Consider the following 22,219-nt stretch of genomic DNA (forward strand, 5'->3'; position numbering starts at 1 on the left):
CTAGCAAAGTATATAATCTTTAAACTGCTAAACTAAGAATTTTTTAATACTCCCCCCAAGAATTCAGCTTGATCCGAAGGAGGCATCTTAAATAAAGCACCTTTAAATATTATTCTCCTATTATATGCAATCGGAGTACATCGCGTTGACGACTTTTATCAATCTTTTTTTGCTATGACCTTATTTAGTTTAACAATAATATGTACAGGCAATTCATCTGACAATTCACCTTAACGACTCTTAATTCTAATAATTGTTAAACTAATATAATACCACCTAAAGTCCATGTTTTCTATTAAAAACATGGACTCACTATGGACTAATCATGAATAATACATGGATTCATAGAAAATCAAATGAAGTGTAGTTAGGGAAAAATATATCGGATAAGCAGAGAAGAAAATGGTAGGCTCGGGCAGGTGCATGGTGTTTGATTTTCTTTAATTATTTTTCTATTTGCTACACCTTGATTCCTCTTAAAGGACCTTCATAATAATCTAATATTAATGAAAAAGAGATCATCTAAAACACACTGTTATTTTGTTGGCTTTTTTGTTTATGACTAATTTGTGATGACTTTCCTTTTTTAAATTACATTCAGAGCTTCCATGATATATTTATAAATATATTCAAGATCTTCAACAGAAATACAATATGGTGGGACCAGGTAGATAATGTTTCCCAGAGGTCTGATTAGAATACCGTTTTCTAGAAAAAAAGGATATATTTTCTCATTAATATCGCTGAAATAGGAAGTTTCTTCTTCGATTTTCCATTCCAGAGCGAATATAGTACCCTGTTGCCGGACATATTTTATTTTAGGGTGTTTTGCCAATGTATTGGCAAACTGCTGGTGCTGTGTGCAGATTCTTTTGATATTTTGTTGGGTTTCTTCCTGTAATAATAAATCCATACTGGCTAGAGCTGCAGCGCAGGCTAATGGACTGGCGGTAAACGAATGTCCATGAAAAAGAGCCTTGGTTTTATCGTCAGAATAAAAAGCATCATAGATTTTCTGCGAACAGGTTGTGATGCCTAATGGCATTGTGCCGCCTGTGAGGCCTTTCGAAAAACACATGATATCCGCTTGTGCTGATAAATGGTTGGCGGCAAACAGCTTGCCTGTACGTCCAAACCCAACAAAAATCTCATCTTGTATCAGTAAGATCCCTTTTGATTTACAAAATTTCATCAGTTCGGATAAGTCATCTGCTTCATGTATCAGCATGCCACCGGCACCCTGTACCAGTGGTTCGTAAATGAAACATGCAATTTCTGAAGCATGTTTTTCGATAAAACTTTTTGTGTCCGAAAGATTTTCTTTGGTAGGTGCATCAATAAAAAGAACATCAAATAATAATTCACCAAAAGGCGCCGTCCATAATCCACGGCCACTTACAGACATAGCGCCAAAGGTATCTCCGTGATAGCCATTTTTAAAGGCCAGAATTTTATTCTTACGGACACCTTGGTTGTGGCCATATTGAATGCACATTTTCAAAGCTACTTCTACCGCTGTGGAACCATTATCTGTATAAAATACCTTTTCCTGATTATCGGGTAGCAGATTCAATAGTCTTTCAGATAATTCAATAGCCACGGGATGTGTGAATCCGGCAAAGATTACCTGTTCTAATGTGTTTAGTTGTTCGGCAACCTTTTTTGCGATATAGGGATGCGCATGTCCATGTAGCGTTACCCACCAGGAAGATACCGCATCAATGTAACGTTTACCGTTAGCATCAAAAATGTAAGCCCCTTCCCCCCGAATAATCGGAATATGTCGGGCTGTTTTCATTTGGGTATAAGGGTGCCAGTTGACTTTTCTATCGCGTTCTATCAGTTCGCTTTGCATGCGCTTTCTTTTTCTTTTACAAGAGGTTTTAGTCCCAGATTTTTAAGCATCTGCATATCTTCGGATACGCCCGGATTTGGTGTAACCAATAAAGTCTGTCTTTCTCCGGTAAAGATAGAGTTAGCTCCGGCCATAAAACACCATGCCTGTTCGGTTTCACTCATTTCAATACGTCCTGCGCTTAAACGAACCATAGAAGCAGGCATTACAATACGGGCAGTAGCGATCATGCGTACCATATCCCAGATATCAACTTTCGGATTGTTTTCTAAAGGTGTTCCTTTTACTCGCGCCAATGCATTGATGGGAACCGATTCGGGATGTTTTTCCATATTGGCCAGGGTGCGTAACATGGAAATCCGGTCTTCATTAGTTTCGCCTAAGCCTATAATACCACCAGAACAAACGGTAATTCCCGCTTTTCTGACATTATTTATGGTGTTGATACGATTATCGAATTGACGGGTAGATATAATTTCATCATAATATTCTTCAGAAGTGTCCAGATTATGGTTATAGGCATATAAGCCGGCTTCCTGTAAACGTTGTGCCTGATTTTCGGTTAGCATCCCTAAGGTGCAGCATACTTCCAAACCCAAATCATTTACACCTTTTACCATATCGATAATTCTATCAAAATCGTTATTGTCGCGGACTTCCCGCCATGCTGCTGCCATGCAAAAGCGTGATGAACCATTATCTTTTGCTTTTTGCGCATGAGCAATTACTGTTTCTGTTGGTAATAATGCCTGAACTTTTATATCTGTATGATATCTGGCAGCCTGTCCGCAATAAGAGCAATCTTCGGGACAGCCACCGGTTTTTACCGACAGTAAAGTAGAAATTTGAACTTCGTCTGCCTTATGCCATTCACGATGAACGGTCGCCGCTTCATAAACGAGTTCCATTAAGGGCTTATTGTAAATTTCTAAAAGTTCTTCTTTTGTCCAATCGTGACGTAATGTTTTTGTGTTTTCCATTGTGTTTTCTATAATGAAAGTGTTGTACAGATTTTTTTGATATCGGCTTTGTTGAGTTTGTTGAACTCGGGCAAGTGGATAATTTTTGTATGTTCATTAATGTTTTTAAGGATAATCCGTTCAGAATCCGGATTGAATTTCCCGTTAAGAACCATATAATCTATTTTAATTTGCCTTTGCAGCAAGGCCTGAATAGATAAAAGGGTATGATTAATGCATCCCAAATAGTCCCGGGATACCAAAACTGTAGGAATGCTTAATTTTTCTATCAGATCAATAACGAAAAACTGCTCATTTAACGGAACAAACAGTCCGCCTGCTCCTTCAATGATTAAATGATTGTTAGTCTGTGGCAATGCAAAATCATCTAACTCAATCTCTATATTTTCCATTCTGGCAGATTGATGTGGTGATGCCGCTACTTTTAATCGATAATTTTCTTTATGGATCTTAAGATGTTCATCTATCAAAGCTCGTATGCTCATACTGTCGCTCTGATGCAAATCGCCAGATTGGACAGGTTTCCAGTAATCTGCCTGAAAGTATTGTGTAAAAACAGCCGAAGTAATCGTCTTTCCAACACCTGTTCCAATTCCGGTTACAAATAGCTTTTTATACATATTGATGTTGTTTGATGATACGACAAAGCCAGTCTATTTCTGCAAATGAATTAAACTGATGCAGACAAATCCGTAGTCTTTCCAATCCCGGTTTCACGGTAGGGGCAAATACTGAATAGGTTTCGATGTCTATTGCGGAAAGATCAGTAACCGCCTGTCGCAGTTTTGTTGATGAAGGAAACTGAACAATTTGTATGGGGCTTTTCTCCTGAGATATGAAATGAACCTGATGTGATCTGAAATATTCAATGTTTTTCTGTAATGTTATCGCCAAATCGGGATGTTCATCCATGTATTTGTAGGAAGCTCGTATGCTTAAACTCTGAAAATCTGATGCTGCAGTGGAGTAGATAAACGGAGAAGCGAAATTGACCAGATATTCTTTTAGTACCCGGCTTCCCAAAACTGCAGCACCATTCAATCCCATGGCTTTTCCGTAGGTAGCGATAGTCGCAAATACCTTGTTTTGCAGTTGGTTTTGATAAACCAGACCTTTTCCAAAAACACCAAAAGCATGGGCTTCATCTACAATAAGATTGGCCTGATATCTAAATGCAAGTTCCGCGATATCTTTTAAGGGTGCAAAATCGCCGTCCATAGAATACAGGCTTTCTATGGCAATTATGGTATTTCCTTTCGTCTTTTTGAGGAGAGACTCCAGATGATCTAAATCGTTATGTTTAAATTTCCATTTTGTTGCATTAGAAAGCAAGCAGCCGTCGTGAACAGAACGGTGAATATACTCGTCAACTAAAACAGTATCATTCTTTTTTGCAATGCAAGAGAACAGGGCCAAATTTGCTTTATAACCTGATGGAAATAATAAAGCGCTTTCGTTACCATGTGCTCCGGCAAGGAAGCTTTCTACCTGCATGGTAGTTTCCGTGTTTCCGCTAATTAATCTTGATCCGGTGGATCCCATTAGTGATTTGGAATTTTTAAGAACGATTTCCATGATTTTCTGTTGAAAATCCCCGTCTTGGGTCAATCCTAAATAATCATTAGAACAGAAATCGATAGATGCTTTGCCAATTTTTAATTTCCGCAAAATCCCTTCGCTTTCACGTTGTTCAAGTCGGTTAAGCAATTGTGCTTGTAGCGCTAACATAAGCTAAAACCTCTTTTGAAATGGCCGAAAACCAATCGGAGAATAATTGTTGCTCGATTTTCTGAATGTGGGAAACATGTTGTTTCCAGTTACAATCAAATCGTTCTAATTGTATTATCATTTCTTCCAAATGCCCTTCTTCTTCTAAAATGATAGATTTTACCATCACTTTTGAATGTTTTTGGGTTAAAACTTCCTGATATTGAGGGTACAGTTCATCTGCCCGCACTTCGATAGCATAGGTAACAAAAAGGTATGAAGCATATTTTAGTTCGTTTCCACTCAGTGCAAATTGTTTTTTTAAATAGCGGCTGCACAATACGTCCAGAGACTGCAGGTATTGTCTGGTATACACCTTGCCCAACAAATCGTCTAAGAAGTAATATTTAAAGGAATTTGGTGTTATTTTTTCAATTTGTTTCTTTAAATAATAGGCGTGTCTGTGCTCTTCGGCAGCATGCTTTAGCTGTATGATATCTGTGGTATAAGGATGTTCGCAGGCCGAAATTTTTCTGGCACCTGCATTTTCCATAAAAGATAAGGTGTTGAGCCATTTTGCATGCAATTCGGCATGTTCTACGATACGTTGAAGCGTGGAAAGCATATTTCTACTTTTTTGATAAAAGTATTACCTTTCCGGATGGTTTGCTTGTGCCAGTTTTTAAATTATGGATAGTCCGGTTGAAATACCTTTTAAAAGTTTTATACAGGTTGACCGAAAATCGGAGGTCGCTGTATTTATGCAAATAGCTAATCAGCTGATTTATGCTATTCAGAGGAATCTGGTTTTACCCGGGACGAAATTACCCGGGACGAGAGCTTTGAGTGATTTATTGAAAGTACATCGTAACACCATTACTGCCGTTTATGACGAACTTTATGCGCAAGGTTGGGTAGAAATAAAGCCGAATCAGGGAACTTTTGTAAGTTCCGAATTGCCTTTAACCGAAAGGGAGCGCTCAGATATGCTGGAGTATATTTATCCGTTGCAAACAGGTTTTTCTTTTCGGAAATCTAACTTGCTGGATAATCCATTTGAAAACACAACCTGCGATTATGTCTTTAATGACGGTGTGCCTGATGTTCGTTTAACTCAATTTAATGATATTTCCCGATTTTATAGTGCCAATATCAAACGCCGTAGCAACCGGAAAAAAATGGGCTATTATAATCAGGAAGGGAGTGAATATTTTAAATCCCAGTTGTCCTATTATTTGAATTTATCTAGAGGTTTACCTGTTTCGACCAATAATTTGTTGATTACCCGCAGTATTGAAATGAGTTTGTTTATCATTTCGGAGATTCTGCTTTCTGCAGATGATACGGTTGTAGTAGGCGAATTGAGTTATTTTTCGGCAAATATGATCTTTCAAAAATCGGGAGCCAGGATAAAAACCATTCCTGTAGACGAAGAGGGAATTGATACCGAAGCCTTACAAACGTTATGTGCACAGCAGCAGATTAGAATGGTTTATGTTACACCGCATCATCATTATCCAACTACTGTAAGTTTAAGCGTACAAAGGCGGATGGAGCTGTTACGATTGGCAAATCAATATGGTTTTGTGATTGTAGAGGACGATTATGATTACGATTTCTGTTACGATAAGCAACCGCTTTTGCCGTTGGCAGGAGCCGATACAACGGGTATGGTTATCTATGTCGGTTCTTTTGGAAAATCGTTGGCCCCTGGATTTCGGACGGGATTTATCGTTGCACCAGATAACCTGATGCGCGAAATGCGTAAATATCTGGGGATTATAGACCGCCAGGGAGATATTGTAATGGAACAGGCGTTGGGAGAGATGATTGAAGATGGAGTGATTCATCGACACCTGAAGAAATCATTAAAAATTTATCAGGAGCGCCGAGATTTGATGGAAGATTTATTAACGAACGATTTTGCGGAAGATTTGAGTTTTGAAAAACCGAATGGCGGTTTAGCGTTTTGGTTGCGCTGGAAAAAACCTGTGAATTTATTACAGCTGAGCTATCAATGTGCAAAATCCAATCTTTTTATACCTAAAACTTTACTTTATCAAACTAAAGACCTGTCCGGAATGAGATTGGGTTTTGGGAGCATGGATGAAGGAGAAATAAAAGAAAGCTTGGGGATTTTGAAAAGATGTTGCTCTAATTTATAAACTGCTCGCTTTACAAAATGGTATATCAATAACGAACATTCATGAGTCATTGCTTTAATGCTTTATAAATTTCGAAAACGCGATGTTTATATTCATTGCGACTAGCACATAAAGGATTCGCCTAAGCGATAATCATCTCTATTTCGTGAATCTTGAAGGCTTCTTTATGTTTTTCATCGACATCACTGTTTGTAACAATAAAATCAATAAGTGAAAGAGCGCCAAGGCTGGCGAACGAATTTTTTCCAAATTTTGAAGAATCTGCAACTAAATAGGTGGTCTCGGCAGCGTCTATCATGGCCTTTTTTACAACCAAATCGCTGATGCTTGGATAAGTCAAACCGGATTTAAGAGAAAGTCCTGCTGTTGCTAAAAATAACTTCTGAACATTTAACCCTTTAAAAAAATCGGCTGCCTTTTGTCCTGTTAAGGATAGTGTGGGTGGTTTGAACTCTCCGCCCGTCATGATGACATCGATTCCTGTTTCCGCACCTAAAATCATGGCGATATTTAGTGCATTAGTAATCACGGTAAGTTGACGACGACCTACTAATCTCTTAGCAATTTCTGTTGTTGTAGAACCGGAGTCGAGAATAATAGTGTCTCCATTTTCAATAAAATCTAAACACTTCTCGGCAATTAGTCCTTTTTTATCCAAATTTTCCTGTTGTGCGAGAGAAAAAGAGCCAACCTGATCTTTGATGTTTTTTAGAAAAGCACCGCCATGCGATTTTACAATCAAATCATCTTTCTCCAGCTTTTCCAGGTCCTGTCTTATAGTCACTTCGGTGACCTTGAAAATTTTTGCAAGGGAAATAACTTTGGCAGAACCGTCTTCTTTTAAAAGATCTAGAATTTTCTCGCGTCTTTGGTGAGGCAACATTTTAATTTGTGTTTTATTTTCAAAAATACTGTTTTACCATGTAATATTTTTCCTTTGTTAATTATTTTTTTTGTTTTACTGCTTGTTTGTTTTTAAGTGTTTGTTTAAGATATAACTGATTTTTATTGTTTTTGTCGCTTTTTATCTTTTTGAAAGAGATATTTAAATTTTAGAGTGGGATGAAATTTGATAATTTTTATCTTTGTTTTATTTTGTTTTTCTTTCTTTTATTTTGTTTTTTAGGAAGAACCGTTATATTTGTTGAAGGCGAACAATCCCTATTTTAAATAATATTAAAATAAAAACCATTATAAACCTTTTTTCTTTTTTAAAAGTGTCAAGTTGACGCATATGTATTAAGGAAAAAGGGACTTGAAAAGATTTAAATTCAAAACACTTAATCATCGAATAATGAAGGAGAAATTAAGCTTAGGAATTATAATTGGAAATCGTGATTTTTTTCCTGATAAACTGGTAGCAGAATGCCGATCGGAAATTTTAAACGTATTGAATCAGCATGAGATTAATCCCATTCTTTTAGATATAAACGATACCAAATTAGGCGGAGTGGAAACTTTTCAGGACGCCCAAAAATGTGCAGACTTGTTTAAAAAGTATCGTGATCAAATAGCGGGGATATTGGTAATCTTACCCAATTTCGGAGATGAGCGTGGTGTGGCTGAAACTTTGAAGCTGGCAAAGCTAGATGTTCCTGTCCTGGTTCAGGCCTATCCGGATGATTTAGACAAATTGGATGTGGCAAGAAGAAGGGATTCCTGGTGCGGAAAGATTTCGGTATGTAATAACCTGCATCAATTTGGGATAAAATACAGTCTTACTACAAAACATGTTGTTCACCCTTCAGATCCATCTTTCGCAGCAGATTTATCTAAATTTATTAGCGTTTGTCGTGTAGTGAAAGGTATTAAAAATGTGAGGATTGGGGCTGTAGGTGCAAGACCCGGAGGTTTTAATACAGTTAGGTATAGCGAGAAAATTTTGCAGAGACATGGGATTTCTGTTGTTACTGTTGACTTGTCTGAAATTCTTGGAAATGCGAATAAACTCACTCCAAATGATCAGGTGGTTAAAGATCGCTTAGATAAAATTAAGGCCTATACATCTACAGGTTTAACTCCGGACGAAGCTTTATGGCAAATCGCTAAACTGGATGTTGCGCTTACCAATTTTATGGATGAAAATCTATTGGATGCTACCGCTATTCAATGCTGGACATCATTACAGAAAAATTACGGCTGCAATGTGTGTACAAGTATGAGCATCATGAGTGAGAATATGTTACCAAGTGCTTGTGAGGTTGATGTTACAGGAACATTAACCATGTATGCTATGCAATTGGCTTCAGGCTCGCCAAGCGCTTTGGTAGATTGGAATAACAACTATGCAAATGACGACGAAAAATGTGTGCTTTTCCATTGTGGTAACTGGGCAAAATCTTTCTTACCTGATATAGAAATAAGTAATGCGCCAATTTTAGGAACTTCTGTTGGCGTAGAAAATACTTATGGCGCATTGTCTGGCCGTACGCCGGCGATGCCTTTAACCTATGGCCGTATCAGTACGGATGATAACCGTGGGGTGATCAAAGCCTATTTCGGGGAGGGAGAGTTGACTAATGATGAATTGAATACTTTCGGAAATAGAGCAGTGGCCAAGATTAATGATTTGCAGGGTTTAATGCAATATGTATGCAGAAATGGTTTTGAGCATCATGTGGTAATGAATGCATCCAAAACTGCAGATGTTTTAAAAGAGGCATTTGGAAATTATTTAGGCTGGGAAATCAACCAACATTAAATTAAAGGATATGACAGTTGAAGAATTGGAAAAAAAGTCTGTGGCTTACCGTAAAAATATTCTAAAATATATTTACCAGGCCAAAGCAGGGCATACGGGAGGGAGTCTTTCTTGTATAGATATACTAAACGTTCTGTATAACGATGTATTGAATGTGAGTCCCGAAACTTTTACTTCGCCAGATCGTGACCGTTATATACAAAGTAAAGGACATTGTGTAGAAGCCTTGTTTGTTGTACTGGCGGATAAGGGCTTTTTTCCGCAAGACGATCTTGATAATTTGTGCAAATATCAATCGCATTACATTGGTCATCCTACAAAAAAGGTAAATGGAGTAGAACAGAATACGGGGGCTTTGGGACATGGGCTTCCAATTAGCGTGGGAGTGGCTATCTCAGCAAAAATGGATCGAAAGGATTATCGTGTTTTTACGTTAATGGGAGACGGGGAATTACCGGAAGGCTCGAATTGGGAGGCAGCTTTAACTGCTGCCCATTATAAGCTGGATAATCTTTGCGCAATCATAGATTCCAATAAGCTTCAGATTTCAGGAACAACGGCAGAAGTGTGTAATACGGAGCCTATAGATCAAAAGTTCGAAAGTTTTGGCTGGGCTGTAAAACATGTAGATGGAAATAATGTAGGACAGCTTAAAACTGCTTTTGCAAGTCTTCCTTTCGAAGAAGGAAAACCAAACTTAATTATTGCACATACGATAAAAGGTAAAGGTGTCAGCTATATGGAAAATCAATTGAAATGGCACCATGGAGTTCCAACAAATGCGGAATACCAACAGGCTATTGCAGAATTAGAGAAAGCGGAAGCGAGTTTTTAAAATCTTAAATGAAAAGAAAGTGGGAGCAATTACAGAAACAACAACGCATACAGGAAGGGCTAATCTGGATGTTTTTTCAGAGACACTACAAAGTATGGCTGCCAATGATAGAGACATAACAGTGGTAACAAGCGATTCAAGAGGCTCCGGAAAATTGGTGCCTTTTGCACAGAAGTTTCCGAAACAATTGGTGGAAATTGGTATTGCCGAACAAAATCTGGTAGGCGTAGCCGCCGGTTTGGCGTCGACAGGGAAAAAAGTATTTGCAGTTTCTCCGGCCTGTTTTTTAACGGCAAGGTCCTTTGAGCAGATTAAGAATGACGTAGCCTATTCTGATAATCCGGTAAAATTAATAGGAATAAGTGCCGGTGTAAGTTATGGCGCTTTAGGCTCAACACATCATAGCTTACATGATTATGCAGCGTTACGGGCGGTAAATAATGTTACCATTGTAGCACCGGCGGATAACTATGAAACGGAAATGACTATTCGGAAAGCGGCAGAACTTTCGTCCCCAATTTATATTCGCTTTGGTAAAAAGCCCATGCCGCATTTACCACATTTAAGTGAGGGCTTTGAATTTGGCAAGGGAAGAATTGTACGCAAAGGAACGGATTTAATAATTATTGCAACAGGAGAAACTGTAAGCCCTTCTTTAGATGCTGCGGATTTATTGGCTGCAAAAGGAATTGAGGCTACTGTGGTAAGTATGCATACCATAAAACCTCTGGATACCGAATTAATTGCAGAATTGGCGAAAGAAGGAAAGCCCATTGTCACAGCAGAAGAGCATAGCGTTTATGGCGGGCTGGGAGAAGCCTGTGCATCTTTTCTATTAGAACAGGGGTTCACTAATCGCTTTAAAATTATAGCTATACCTGATGAGTACACGGTAACTGGCTCGCAGTTAGAAATTCTGAATCATTATGGTATTTCCGACAAGGGAATTGCGGCAACTGCAGAAAAGTTATTAGAAAAATAACAATAACAATGTCAGTACTATCTGAAAAATAACCTGATTAAACCGGCTTTTCTCAAAAGCCAATTAAACGAAATTAGAATGAAAAAAGTAAAGGGACTCTTTTTGCTTTTATTGGTGACTGTAATGGTCTGTTGTAATCGTGGAGATCGGAAAGATCAACCTAAGCGAGTGGCCGTTATCGTGTCGACACTAAATAATCCATGGTTTGTGGTTCTGGCCGAAGCGGCTGCAAAGAAAGCGCAGGATTTGGGTTATGAAACCAAAATATTTGATTCACAGAATAGTACGGCATTGGAAGCGGATCATTTTGAAAATGCTATTACTTCGGGTTATCAGGCAATTCTTTTCAATTGTACAGACGCCGATGGATCTATCGTTAATGTTACTAAAGCTAAAAATGCCGGAGTAGGTGTTTTTTGTATGGACCGTGAAGTGAACTCTAATACTGTCGCTACTTCTCAGATTTTATCTGATAGCTATTCCGGCTGTATAGCTTTAGGAAAGTATTTTGTTCAACAACTGAATAAAAAGGGAAAATATGTAGAACTGTTGGGTTTAGTTGGTGACAATAATACCTGGAGTCGTTCGAAAGGCTTCCATAGTGTAGTTGATAATTATCCGGAACTAAAAATGGTAGCACAGCAAAGTGCAGATTTCGACCGTAATAAAGCCATGGAGGTTTTAGAATCTATTTTACAGGCACAACCCGATATCGATGCTGTTTTTTGTGGAAATGATGCTATGGCAATGGGTGCTTATCAGGCTTTATATGCTGCCGGTAAAGCCGATAAAGTCAAGGTTTTCGGATTCGACGGTGCTGCGGATGCAGTGCAATCTATCAAAGAAGGAAAAATTAAAGCTACCAGCATGCAGTATCCAAAGACAATGGCAGAAACTGCAGCTATTTATGCAGATGAATTTATTAAGGGAAGAGAGAAGTTTCCGCAAAAAGTTCCGGTATCTGTAGAATTAGTGAATGCTGACAATGTAAATAATTACATCGAATAATGCGAAAACATCATGAAGAGAAAACAAATAAAATACATTATAGCCGTTGTGGTAGTACTCTTTTTAGCGTATCATTCTGTATTTATTAAAAAACTGGATGAAGTTAGGGCTGCACAGCAATCAGGGTTTGATGCGGCGGGCTTTGCTGCTGCTTTTTGGCAAAAGGAACTCGTTCCTTCATTAAAAAACGCTGTTCCGTTAAATCAGCTCATTCAGGAACTCAATAATGAACCTGAAAAAGCTTTTAACACCTATGGAAAGACCCTGGGAATTGGCTATGTCCGTTATTTTATGGTACAAGGCGAAGGTATAGTTCATAAAATCAATGAGGATGATATAGAATTGCAATTGGCCAACAGTCAACCGGCAAATAAAGTTTCTTTAGAGACGGAATACGTATATGGCAATGCGGTTCGTGACGCTTCGGGTTTAATTCAGATTACAGATTTTGATAATACGATGGACCTTAATAATGTTTCAGAACAAATCAATCACAAGATTAAAACAGAGGTAGTTAAGCCATTTTTAGCTCATGTGAGAGTAAATGAAAAGGTGAAGTTTATAGGAGCATTGGAGTTAAATAGCAAGCATCCGCAAACAAAAAAAATAGAATTAATACCAGTACAGTTGGAGCTAGTAAAGGACTAAAAAGACATGTTAACTGTAGAAAATATAACCAAGAAGTTTTCTGGTGTTACTGCACTTGAAAATATCAATATGCAAATTGCTGCCGGTGAAGTTACAGCTATTATTGGCGAAAATGGCGCAGGAAAATCTACATTAATGAAAATTCTATCCGGAGTATACAGTGAATATGAAGGCAGGATTTTGTTAAAGGGAAGTGTGGTTTCTTTTACCAATCCAAGGGAAGCTCAAAAACTAGGAATAGCCATTATCCATCAGGAACTTACGCTAATACCTTGTCTTAATATTACCGAAAATATCTTCCTGGGACGTGAATTGGAGACCCGTTGGGGCGAACTGGACAAAAAGACAATGCGGCAGCAGACAAAAGTATTATTGCAAAAGCTAAAATTGGATATTGATCCGGATACACAAGTTCAGAACCTTAAGGTTGGACAGCAGCAAGTCGTAGAAATAGCAAAAGCCCTGCTGACAGATTCTGATGTAATTATTATGGATGAACCCACATCCGCTATTAGCGATCACGAAGTGAATGTATTGTTTGATATCATAAAAGACTTACGTAACGATGGAAAGGCAATTATCTATATTTCACACAAGTTAGATGAGCTTTTCAGAATAGCGGATAGTTATGTTGTATTGAGAGACGGAAAGATGATAGAAAGCGGCAGTATGGCAGGCATGAAAACTGATGATATTATTCACAAAATGGTGGGTAGGGAAATTAATTTACTTCAGAAAGAGTGTGGGAAAGGAAACAGAGACGAACTGCTAAGGGTAAGTAATTTGAGTTTGCGTTACCCCGAAAAAAGCCGGGGCTATTTATTGAAGAATGTTTCATTTTCGCTTTGTAAAGGTGAAATCTTAGGCATTTTTGGTCTGATGGGAGCGGGTAGGACCGAATTAATGGAGGTTTTATTTGGCCAGCATCCGCAATTAGGTGAAGGTGATATTTATGTGAAAGGCGAGAAAAAGCAAGTCAAGTCAGCTGCGGATGCTACAAAATCGGGTATTGCATTGGTTCCGGAAGACCGTAAAAAAGATGGATTGGTATTGGGATTGGATGTGAAAAAAAATATTGAACTAACCACATTGAAAGATATGGAAATGGCGACCGGTCTGCTAGATGGGGTGAAGGAGCGAAATTTGTCGGAAAAATACATTAACGATTTAAAAATAAAAACTTCTTCTCCTGAACAAATTGCAGGTAGTTTGAGCGGTGGTAACCAACAAAAAATTGTGCTGGCAAAATGGTTAGCTACCCAGCCCGATATCCTCTTATTGGATGAACCTACCAGAGGAATTGATATCCATGCGAAAAATGAAATCTATAAATTGATTGTGGAGTTAGCCGAAAAAGGAATGGGGATTATCATGGTGTCATCCGAATTGCCGGAAATCTTAGCCGTTTCCGATCGCGTACTGGTAATGTCGGAAGGAGAAATTACCGCAGATTTTTCTGCCGAATGTGTTACTGAAGCTGAAATTTTGAAAGCAGCCATTCCTAAAACTATTTGATTCTTTAAAAATGGACTTAAAAACATATAAACCTTATTTGCTGAAGTTTCAGTCTCTCATAGCTCTTCTTGTGTTGTGTCTGGCGATTAGTTTATTGTCTGATAAATTCCTAACAGTAGCTAATGGATGGAACGTAATGCGCCAGATTTCTGTGAACGTATGCATTTCTGTAGGGATGACTTTGGTTGTTTTAATGGCGGGTATCGATTTGTCAGTCGGATCGGTATTGGCATTAAGCGGTGCTGTGGCTGCAGGCTTGCTGAAAAATGGTATTTCTGTAGAGCCCTGGAATCTATATGTAGGTTTTACCATACTGGGCGCTATACTGGCTGGCTTAATAGTTGGTTCCATACTCGGTGGTTTTAATGGTTGGGTGATTACTAAATTTAGGGTTCCTCCTTTTGTGGCAACATTAGCCATGTTGACCATAGCGCGAGGACTTACCTTGCTTTATACCAAAGGGTTTCCAATTTCTGGTTTAGGAGATGACTTTGCATATATCGGTACCGGGTGGTTTTTATCTGTTCCTGTTCCGGTTTGGATAGCAGCTTTAGTGGTGTTCATTGCTATCGTCATAACCAATAAAACACGCTTAGGAAGATATATCTATGCTATAGGTGGTAATGAGAGCGCTTCTAAATTATCGGGAATCAATATTGGTAAAGTAAAAACAATCGTTTATGCTATAGCGGGCTTGCTGGCAGGTTTAGGTGGTATTATGGTGACTTCACGTCTCGACAGTGCGCAGCCAAACGCCGGAGCTAGTTATGAATTGGATGCCATTGCAGCAGTAGTGATTGGTGGAACATCTTTGTCTGGAGGGAAAGGAAAGATTATGGGGACCGTATTGGGAGCTATCATTATCGGAGTGTTGAATAATGGTTTGGTTTTATTGAATGTGTCTCCTTTTTGGCAACAAGTGGTCAAAGGAGGCGTAATTTTATTGGCGGTTATTATCGATAAATCAAACTCTAAAAACGATTAAGGTATGAACAGATATATATTAGCCATAGACCAGGGGACAAGCAGTACTAAAACCATCGTTTTTGATGAACAAGGAGAGGCCATCGCCAGAGGTTCTGTTCCGCTTAAAACCAATTATTTTGGAGAAGGCTTTGTAGAGCAAAATCCAGAAGATATCTATAGAAATGTAATAGACTCGGTGGCAGCCTGTCTTCAGGATTTTAAATCTAAAGGAGGGAAGAAAGAAGAAATTATAAGCTGCGGAATCTCAAATCAGAGAGAGACCTTCATTGTTTGGGATAAATTCGGGAAACCTCTTCATAATGCCATCGTTTGGCAATGTAAACGATCTGTCACCGTTTGTGATTCCTTAAAAGAACAAGGAATAGAGAGTGCCATTAGGCAAAAGACAGGTTTGCTTATAGATCCTTATTTTTCCGGTACCAAAATGGTCTGGTTATGCCAAAATAACCAGGAAATTAAAAATGCTGTTGATGACGGAGAAGCTCTGTTTGGAACTGTGGATACATGGTTGTTGTATAAGCTTACAGGAGGAAAGGCATACAAAACAGATTATACCAATGCGTCCAGAACCTTGTTTTTTAATCTGGAATCTTTGGATTGGGATAAACAAATCCTGGCAGATTTCCAGATTTCCGGATTAAAATTGCCCGAATTACAACCTTCGTCATCTTATTTTGGTAAAAGTAACTTCGAAGGCCTTTTTGCTGAGCCCGTTGAGATAGATGCTATGATAGGTGATTCGCATGCTGCAGCTTTTGGAGAAGGCTGCTTTAAAGCGGGGACAGCAAAAGCTACACTTGGTACAGGATGTTCTATTTTAATGAATGTAGGGCAAATGATGAAGCCGTCGGAAAAAGGTATGGTTACAACCATTTGCTGGAGTACAGAACAGGAAGTTTCTTATGCACAAGAAGGAGTGATTGTTTCCTGTGGATCAACCATTGAATGGTTGAAAAATGAATTGGGGTTATTAAAAAATGCAGCTGATGCCGAGACAATGGCGTTGTCGGTTGAGGATAATGGAGGAGTGTATTTAATTCCGGCTTTCAGCGGTTTGGGAGCACCACATTGGGATATGAAACGAAAAGCAGAAATAGGGGGAATTACTTTCTCTTCCAATAAAAATCATATTGTAAGGGCTGCTCTGGAAAGTATTCCCTATCAAATCATGGATGTTGTAAGGGCAATGGAAGAGGATACGGGCATTCGCCTGAATGAGTTACGTGTAAACGGCGGAATAACGTCTAACCAGTTTGTTATGCAGAGCCTTGCGGGCTTGTTGCAAAGAAAAATCATGTGTATGGATCAGCCGGACATTTCAGCTTTAGGCGCCGGTTATTTGGCAGGGCTAAGATGTGGCATTTTTAAGAGCCTCGATCATTTAGACAGACTTCAAAAGCATAAAGAAGTGAAAATTATGGAAGATGTCCATATTCGAAAAGGCTATGAAAAGTGGAAGATGCATTTGGTTCAAGTTGCAGATGATAATTGAGTGTCTTTAACTCGGTAATTCAATATGTGAGTAATTTGAAACTATATACCTGGAAGTAATTGCGTGTAACGCAAATATCAAAATCCCGATATAATCATTGTAGAGCAGGTTGTTAAATGATAACTTCTATAAAGTGCCAAAATAATAATACTGAAGTATCCTTTCAAATATTGATCAAGTCTGAGGTCCCAGACTTATTTATTTTGTACAAAAATGAACTATTTCTGTACAAAACAAGTCCTTCCGGTTATAGATAAAGGTTAGCTTTGTAAAGCCAATTAATTATTAAATCATGTCAGCAAATGAAAGTATATTAGCCAAACTATGGTCAGTATTGGCTATGTTAAGCAATAAAATCAATAAATTAAGCTGCGGGTTTCACTATCGCGGATGATATCTATTAAAACAGAAATGGTTAAAATATTTATTAGCAATCTTTGGGTCTTATGTTTTTTATTTTTACCAAATATGGAGGCAAAATCTCTTGTAGTTTTTGCGAAAATTGAAAAAACCAGCGAATATTACACTCCTAACATGTATAAAAAAGGGAGTCAAATCGAACGTATACAACAGGCGATTAATGATGCTAAAAGTACTACCGGTCGAGTTGTAATCCCTCCTTATGACGAAGTAACAGGAAGGAAGGTATGGTTAATAGATCGCGCAATTCTGTTGCCCGATGGTATAGACTTAGAGTTAAATAATTGTACACTTAAACTTTCCGACCTGTGTCGGGATAATTTCATGAGATCTGCCAATTGCGGACTTGGGATTACAGAAATTAGTACTTTGAAAAATATCAGAATAAGAGGAGTTGGGAATGTAATTTTAGAAGGAGCAGATAACCCAAGATCGACTGGTGATCATAACAAAACTTTATCAAAAGATCCCAACGGAAATTTTAGTTTATCATATGGTAGTGATGCAGGCAAGGTGGGTGAAAATCAAAAAGGAGGTTGGAGAAACCATGGGATTATTTTAGCTCACGTAGATGGATTTGAAATTAGCGGACTCACTTTAAAAGACTATCATGCACATGGAATCGTTTTAGAAAGGGCGCAGAACGGAAAAGTCAATAACATTACGTTTAATGTCAGGCAAGCTGTTGAAATTAGTGGGAAAGACAAGCAGATATTAAACCAGGATGGCCTGGGAGTTCGGTTTGGTTGTAAGAATATTATTATTGATAATTGCCGGGGAAAAAGCGGGGATGATTTCATTAATATAGGGCTAACAGATACCAATGTAAGTGCTGGCCAGGAAAATGTCAATGTAGTTAGTGGTTCTATATATAAGGGAGCAATCGACGATATTTCTAATATTTATCTTCAGAATTGGCAAGATTTCTATTCGATATCTCATCGAGCTATCCGTATTATGCCCATAGGAAATTTAAAGATAAGTAATGTGTTTATTGAAAACATGATTATCAATAAATCCTCTAAGCAAGGTTTGTTTGTTGAATATACCAATAATATAAAAGGGCTTTTTGTTCGGAATGTAATTTCTCACCATATGATTTATGCAAAAGGTATTACACAAGCTAGCTTTAGAGACATCTTTCGTATTGGTTCCGGAGATGCTATTAATGTAGTGCAAAGCGATTCGGTTATTGTTGATAATGTGAGGTCAATTACAAATTAATAAGGTTATAAAAAAGAAGAGCGGTTCTCTATACCATTAGATTGGATATTTCTTAAATTTTCGTGAAAACGTAATGCTATAAACGCTATACTTTTTTTAAAATGAAAATTGTGTTCTAAAATATTGGACAACCAAAATTTTAATATATTTACTCTGCGTATTTCGCCAGAATCGTAAGAAATAGACCTTAATTTTTGTCAATGAGATTTATATTAGCCGTTTTACTTTCTAGTTTATTTCATACATCCAGTCTTGCAACTATAAACCTATCGGATTATCGCTTTCACAAAATGCCGGAAACCTCCTATTATGGCGGCATACACAGCATTACGAAAGATAGTGTTGGCAGAATATGGTTTAGTGGATACGATGCGCTGTTTGTTTATAACGGAAATACGTTTACCCAAATGAATGACCTTGTCATCAGTCATTCTCCCCGTTCCTATTGGGCTTACGGACAAGTTATAACTGATAAATCGAAACGTTTATATGTTGCCACAAATCAGGGACTCTTACGGTTTAATTATCAAAAGCAAAAGTTTGATAGAATTTTAACAGGAAATATCGGGTCGATTGCTGCAAGAGAGGATGGTACTGTTTGGATAATCAGGGATAATAAGCTTCAATCTTTTCATCCGGATAAATTACCAACAATAACAGATTATCCTCAATTATCAAATGTATCTACCTTAATCTCAACTAAAGAACATATTTATGTCGCATTAGCGGGTAAAGTCTATAAATTAAATACACAAACTAAAAAATACATCTTATTTGCTGATTTGGGGAACCCCAATTATGTCATTCGAGATTTAGTAGAACATGATGGTGCTGCATATATTCTTACTTTGATGAACGGATTATATGAGTGCGATGCAGTGGGAAAAATAAGGCAACATTATAATCTTTCATTTGGATCCAAAAAATCAACAAGTGCAAAAGGTCTTTATCTTGACGCTACGAATACCTTATGGATAGCCACACAATCTGGTCTTTTCTTATTAGACCCTGTAAAGAAAGAGACCCATTTGCTCCGTTCTAATTTACATTATCCATATTCGCTACCCAATAATTCCATTTGGTCTATTTATCCGGATCCTGACGGTGGAATATGGATAGGTACTTACGGGGGAAAATTAGCTTACATGACATTTTTCGACAATGATGTAAATTATTTTAAACCCACTTTAGGAGGACTTAACCATCCTATAGTTAGCTGTTTTGAAGAAGATGCGAATGGAAATTTGTGGATAGGTACAGAAGGTGGAGGCTTAAATTACTGGAATAGAAAAAATGACCATTTCTTCTATTATACGCAAAGTAATAAAACCGGTATTACTTCGAATATGATCAAAAATCTGCATTACGATAAAAAGCATAACGTTTTGCAGATCTCTACATTTAATGGTGGAATGGAGCAGTTTGACGGTAAACAGCGGCGTTTTATCGATATGAAAATGCAACACCCGGTAACTGCGCAACAACTTAGCATTTACGATTTTGCACTGGAAGGAGATTCCGGAATCTGGATGACAAATCCAGACTCTGAATTGATATATAAAAATAAAAAAAAGGAAATCCTGGAAATTGTCTCTTTGTTTGACGCAAAAGGGAATCCTGTTAAGATGCAAATCGAAACATTGTATAGAGATAAAGGGGATAATTTGTGGTTGATGACCCACGAAGGGGTTTATATTGTGAATGTTCATAACAGGCATATCATTAAACATTATTATTTAAAAAATGCTGCTTATGCGTTAAATAGTATCTGTTCATATTATATAGCTTCAAACTCTGATATTTGGTTTGGTACAAAAGGCGGAGGTGTTAACCGTTTAAATAAGGAGGGGGAATATATAAATTATGGCGAAAAAGACGGGTTATTAGGTAAAACTGTTTTTGGTATACTGGAGGATACTCATGCAAAGCAGGTATGGTTTAGTACAAATGACGGACTATATTTTTATGATTATAAAACACAAAAAATAGATAAGTTTCCTATTGACGTGACAAATCTCTGTGGAACATTTTATGTGCGATCTTGTTTTAAAACTTCCAAAGGTGAGATGTTGTTTGGAGGAACCAATGGATTCATCATGTTTACTCCAAGTAAGATTAAGCGGAACAATCAAAAAGCTAAAGTCTTCTTTACAGATTTATTGATTAATAATAAAAGAATAACGCCAAGAGATCAGGATTCGCCTTTGAAACAAGATATTTCTACACTATCATATTCCGATGGGCACAGCAAGAGAATAACACTTTCACATAAGCAATCCAATATAGAAATACGAGTTTCGGCAAACAGTTATTTGCAGGCAGAAAAAAATCAGTATGCATACAGAATGCTTGGGCTTTCAGACCGGTGGTATATTTTACCTCAGGGCCAAAAATCAATCCAATTCTTCAATTTGTCTGCAGGAAACTATACATTCCAAATAAAAGTGGCCAATAACGATAATTTGTGGGGAGACGATATTGCTGCCCTGGATTTTGAAATAAAGCCCTCTCCGTTCTTATCCATTTGGGCATATATGCTTTATAGCATATTGTTTTTATGCATCGTATACTTCATCTGGAGATATTTTACCAATAAAAAAATATTCGAGCATAGGTTAGAAATGGAACAGCTCAAAGAGCAAAACATGAAAAAACTTACACAAGCTCGTATTAACTTTTTTACCAACATTTCACATGACCTGAAAACGCCGCTCACTTTAGTTGTAGACCCATTAAAACAATTGAAAGAGCTTTTACCAGAGCATAAATCATCCAATGCTAATGCTTATGTACACCTCATAGAAAAGAATGTAAACCGCATTCAACGTATGATCAGCCAATTGCTTCATTTCAGGGAAATTGAAAGTCAAAAGCTAACTATTAATAATGAGCTTGGAAATCTTATTCAATACGTTCAGGAAATTTTTTCACTATTTGAACTTTATGCTAATAAAAAAGCGATAAAAACTGCTATTCAAACCGATGTGGAAAGCTTTTACACCAAATTCGATCATGATGTTATAGAGAAAATCTTTACCAATCTATTTTCAAATGCTATAAAATACACCACAGAAAAAGGCTTCGTAAGTTTGGACATAAAGAAAACTACTTTCGAGGAACTTGAAGAATTGGAGCTGTCTCCGAAAATTGATTGTGAATATATATCAATAGCTGTAACCAACTCCGGAACAGAAATTCCAAATGACAAAAGAGAGGCTATATTCGATTCTTTTACTCGCCTTGGATCGGTAAAGCCGGATTTCGAAAAGAGTACTGGGTTAGGGTTAGCTATAGTTAAAGAGTTGGTTAGCTATCTGGAAGGAAAGGTTACATTGCATTCTAATGACGACAAAGTTACTTTTACCGTAGTTTTACCATTTGTAGTAAATGTAGAGAAGACAGAAAATAACGTTGCGTCTTATGATTATACGATATCTGAAATAGATAATATATGGGCGGAATCTGAAGGAGTAAACTTATCTGAAAAGCGTAGTCGTAAAGCTTATAGCATTGTTGTTATTGAAGATGATCCTGGCCTGAGAACTTATATGGAACAGCGATTATCGGAATATTATAATGTTTATACGGCTACCAATGGCAATGAAGGCATAGCCAAATCAGAAAAAATATTCCCGCAAGTTGTGATTACTGATCTAATGATGCCGGAAGCTGATGGTTTTGATGTATGCAGGCGCTTACG

General features: G+C 37.6%; 17 protein-coding genes. 11 read left to right on the top strand and 6 right to left on the bottom strand.

What is annotated here, in order from left to right; all coding sequences use genetic code 11:
* Nucleotides 1-586 precede the first annotated feature (586 nt).
* From bioA to ABWO41_RS04210, 5 genes are read right to left on the bottom strand one after another with little or no spacing between them, the layout of a single operon-like run.
* Complete coding sequence (gene bioA / locus ABWO41_RS04190; RefSeq protein WP_353133912.1) at nucleotides 587-1,855, bottom strand: adenosylmethionine--8-amino-7-oxononanoate transaminase; 1,269 nt, start codon at nucleotides 1,853-1,855, stop codon at nucleotides 587-589.
* Entirely contained in the window at nucleotides 1,840-2,835 is a 996-nt protein-coding gene (bioB, locus tag ABWO41_RS04195; protein ID WP_353133915.1) for a biotin synthase BioB, read from the bottom strand. The genes bioA and bioB overlap by 16 nt, the downstream gene beginning before the upstream one ends.
* A gap of 8 nt (nucleotides 2,836-2,843) precedes the next feature.
* Nucleotides 2,844-3,455 carry a dethiobiotin synthase gene (bioD, locus tag ABWO41_RS04200; protein ID WP_353133918.1) on the bottom strand — a complete coding sequence of 204 codons (612 nt, stop codon included), beginning with the start codon at nucleotides 3,453-3,455 and terminating at the stop codon, nucleotides 2,844-2,846.
* On the bottom strand, nucleotides 3,448-4,563 hold the full coding sequence (locus ABWO41_RS04205; RefSeq protein ID WP_353133921.1) for an aminotransferase class I/II-fold pyridoxal phosphate-dependent enzyme: 1,116 nt from the start codon (nucleotides 4,561-4,563) through the stop codon (nucleotides 3,448-3,450). Before ABWO41_RS04205 ends, bioD begins: the two co-directional genes overlap by 8 nt.
* The gene (locus ABWO41_RS04210; protein ID WP_353133924.1) at nucleotides 4,535-5,167 is read right to left on the bottom strand and encodes a hypothetical protein; all 633 of its coding nucleotides are present in this window, start codon (nucleotides 5,165-5,167) and stop codon (nucleotides 4,535-4,537) included. Before ABWO41_RS04210 ends, ABWO41_RS04205 begins: the two co-directional genes overlap by 29 nt.
* 64 nt (nucleotides 5,168-5,231) lie before the next feature.
* Here ABWO41_RS04210 and ABWO41_RS04215 point away from each other — a divergent pair, with 64 nt between their 5' ends.
* On the top strand, nucleotides 5,232-6,707 hold the full coding sequence (locus ABWO41_RS04215) for an aminotransferase-like domain-containing protein (RefSeq protein ID WP_353133927.1): 1,476 nt from the start codon (nucleotides 5,232-5,234) through the stop codon (nucleotides 6,705-6,707).
* Between the two features lie 121 nt (nucleotides 6,708-6,828).
* On the opposite strand, the gene ABWO41_RS04220 is transcribed toward ABWO41_RS04215, so the two are convergent.
* Complete coding sequence (locus ABWO41_RS04220) at nucleotides 6,829-7,590, bottom strand: DeoR/GlpR family DNA-binding transcription regulator (RefSeq protein WP_353133930.1); 762 nt, start codon at nucleotides 7,588-7,590, stop codon at nucleotides 6,829-6,831.
* A gap of 411 nt (nucleotides 7,591-8,001) precedes the next feature.
* Here ABWO41_RS04220 and ABWO41_RS04225 point away from each other — a divergent pair, with 411 nt between their 5' ends.
* The 10 genes from ABWO41_RS04225 to ABWO41_RS04270 form a co-directional block, all read left to right on the top strand.
* Nucleotides 8,002-9,408 carry an L-fucose/L-arabinose isomerase family protein gene (locus tag ABWO41_RS04225; protein WP_353133933.1) on the top strand — a complete coding sequence of 469 codons (1,407 nt, stop codon included), beginning with the start codon at nucleotides 8,002-8,004 and terminating at the stop codon, nucleotides 9,406-9,408.
* Nucleotides 9,409-9,418: 10 nt separating this feature from the next.
* Nucleotides 9,419-10,243, top strand: a complete 825-nt coding sequence (locus tag ABWO41_RS04230; protein ID WP_353133936.1) for a transketolase — start codon at nucleotides 9,419-9,421, stop codon at nucleotides 10,241-10,243.
* A gap of 19 nt (nucleotides 10,244-10,262) precedes the next feature.
* Complete coding sequence (locus ABWO41_RS04235; protein WP_353133939.1) at nucleotides 10,263-11,225, top strand: transketolase family protein; 963 nt, start codon at nucleotides 10,263-10,265, stop codon at nucleotides 11,223-11,225.
* Nucleotides 11,226-11,303: 78 nt separating this feature from the next.
* Nucleotides 11,304-12,233 carry a D-ribose ABC transporter substrate-binding protein gene (locus ABWO41_RS04240; protein ID WP_353133942.1) on the top strand — a complete coding sequence of 310 codons (930 nt, stop codon included), beginning with the start codon at nucleotides 11,304-11,306 and terminating at the stop codon, nucleotides 12,231-12,233.
* Nucleotides 12,234-12,245: 12 nt separating this feature from the next.
* Complete coding sequence (locus ABWO41_RS04245) at nucleotides 12,246-12,881, top strand: DUF2291 domain-containing protein (RefSeq protein ID WP_353133945.1); 636 nt, start codon at nucleotides 12,246-12,248, stop codon at nucleotides 12,879-12,881.
* Nucleotides 12,882-12,887: 6 nt separating this feature from the next.
* On the top strand, nucleotides 12,888-14,396 hold the full coding sequence (locus tag ABWO41_RS04250; protein WP_353133948.1) for a sugar ABC transporter ATP-binding protein: 1,509 nt from the start codon (nucleotides 12,888-12,890) through the stop codon (nucleotides 14,394-14,396).
* A gap of 10 nt (nucleotides 14,397-14,406) precedes the next feature.
* Entirely contained in the window at nucleotides 14,407-15,381 is a 975-nt protein-coding gene (locus tag ABWO41_RS04255) for an ABC transporter permease (protein ID WP_353133951.1), read from the top strand.
* A 3-nt stretch (nucleotides 15,382-15,384) separates the two neighbouring features.
* On the top strand, nucleotides 15,385-16,875 hold the full coding sequence (locus ABWO41_RS04260) for an FGGY family carbohydrate kinase (protein ID WP_353133954.1): 1,491 nt from the start codon (nucleotides 15,385-15,387) through the stop codon (nucleotides 16,873-16,875).
* Between the two features lie 468 nt (nucleotides 16,876-17,343).
* Entirely contained in the window at nucleotides 17,344-18,519 is a 1,176-nt protein-coding gene (locus ABWO41_RS04265) for a glycoside hydrolase family protein (RefSeq protein ID WP_353133957.1), read from the top strand.
* Between the two features lie 200 nt (nucleotides 18,520-18,719).
* Nucleotides 18,720-22,219, top strand: a 3,500-nt coding sequence (locus ABWO41_RS04270) for a two-component regulator propeller domain-containing protein (RefSeq protein ID WP_353133960.1), incomplete at its 3' end; no start/stop codon positions are given.

Origin of the sequence: Pseudopedobacter sp., from assembly GCF_040392825.1 — a bacterium.
In the GTDB taxonomy this organism is placed as follows: Bacteria; Bacteroidota; Bacteroidia; order Sphingobacteriales; family Sphingobacteriaceae; genus Pseudopedobacter.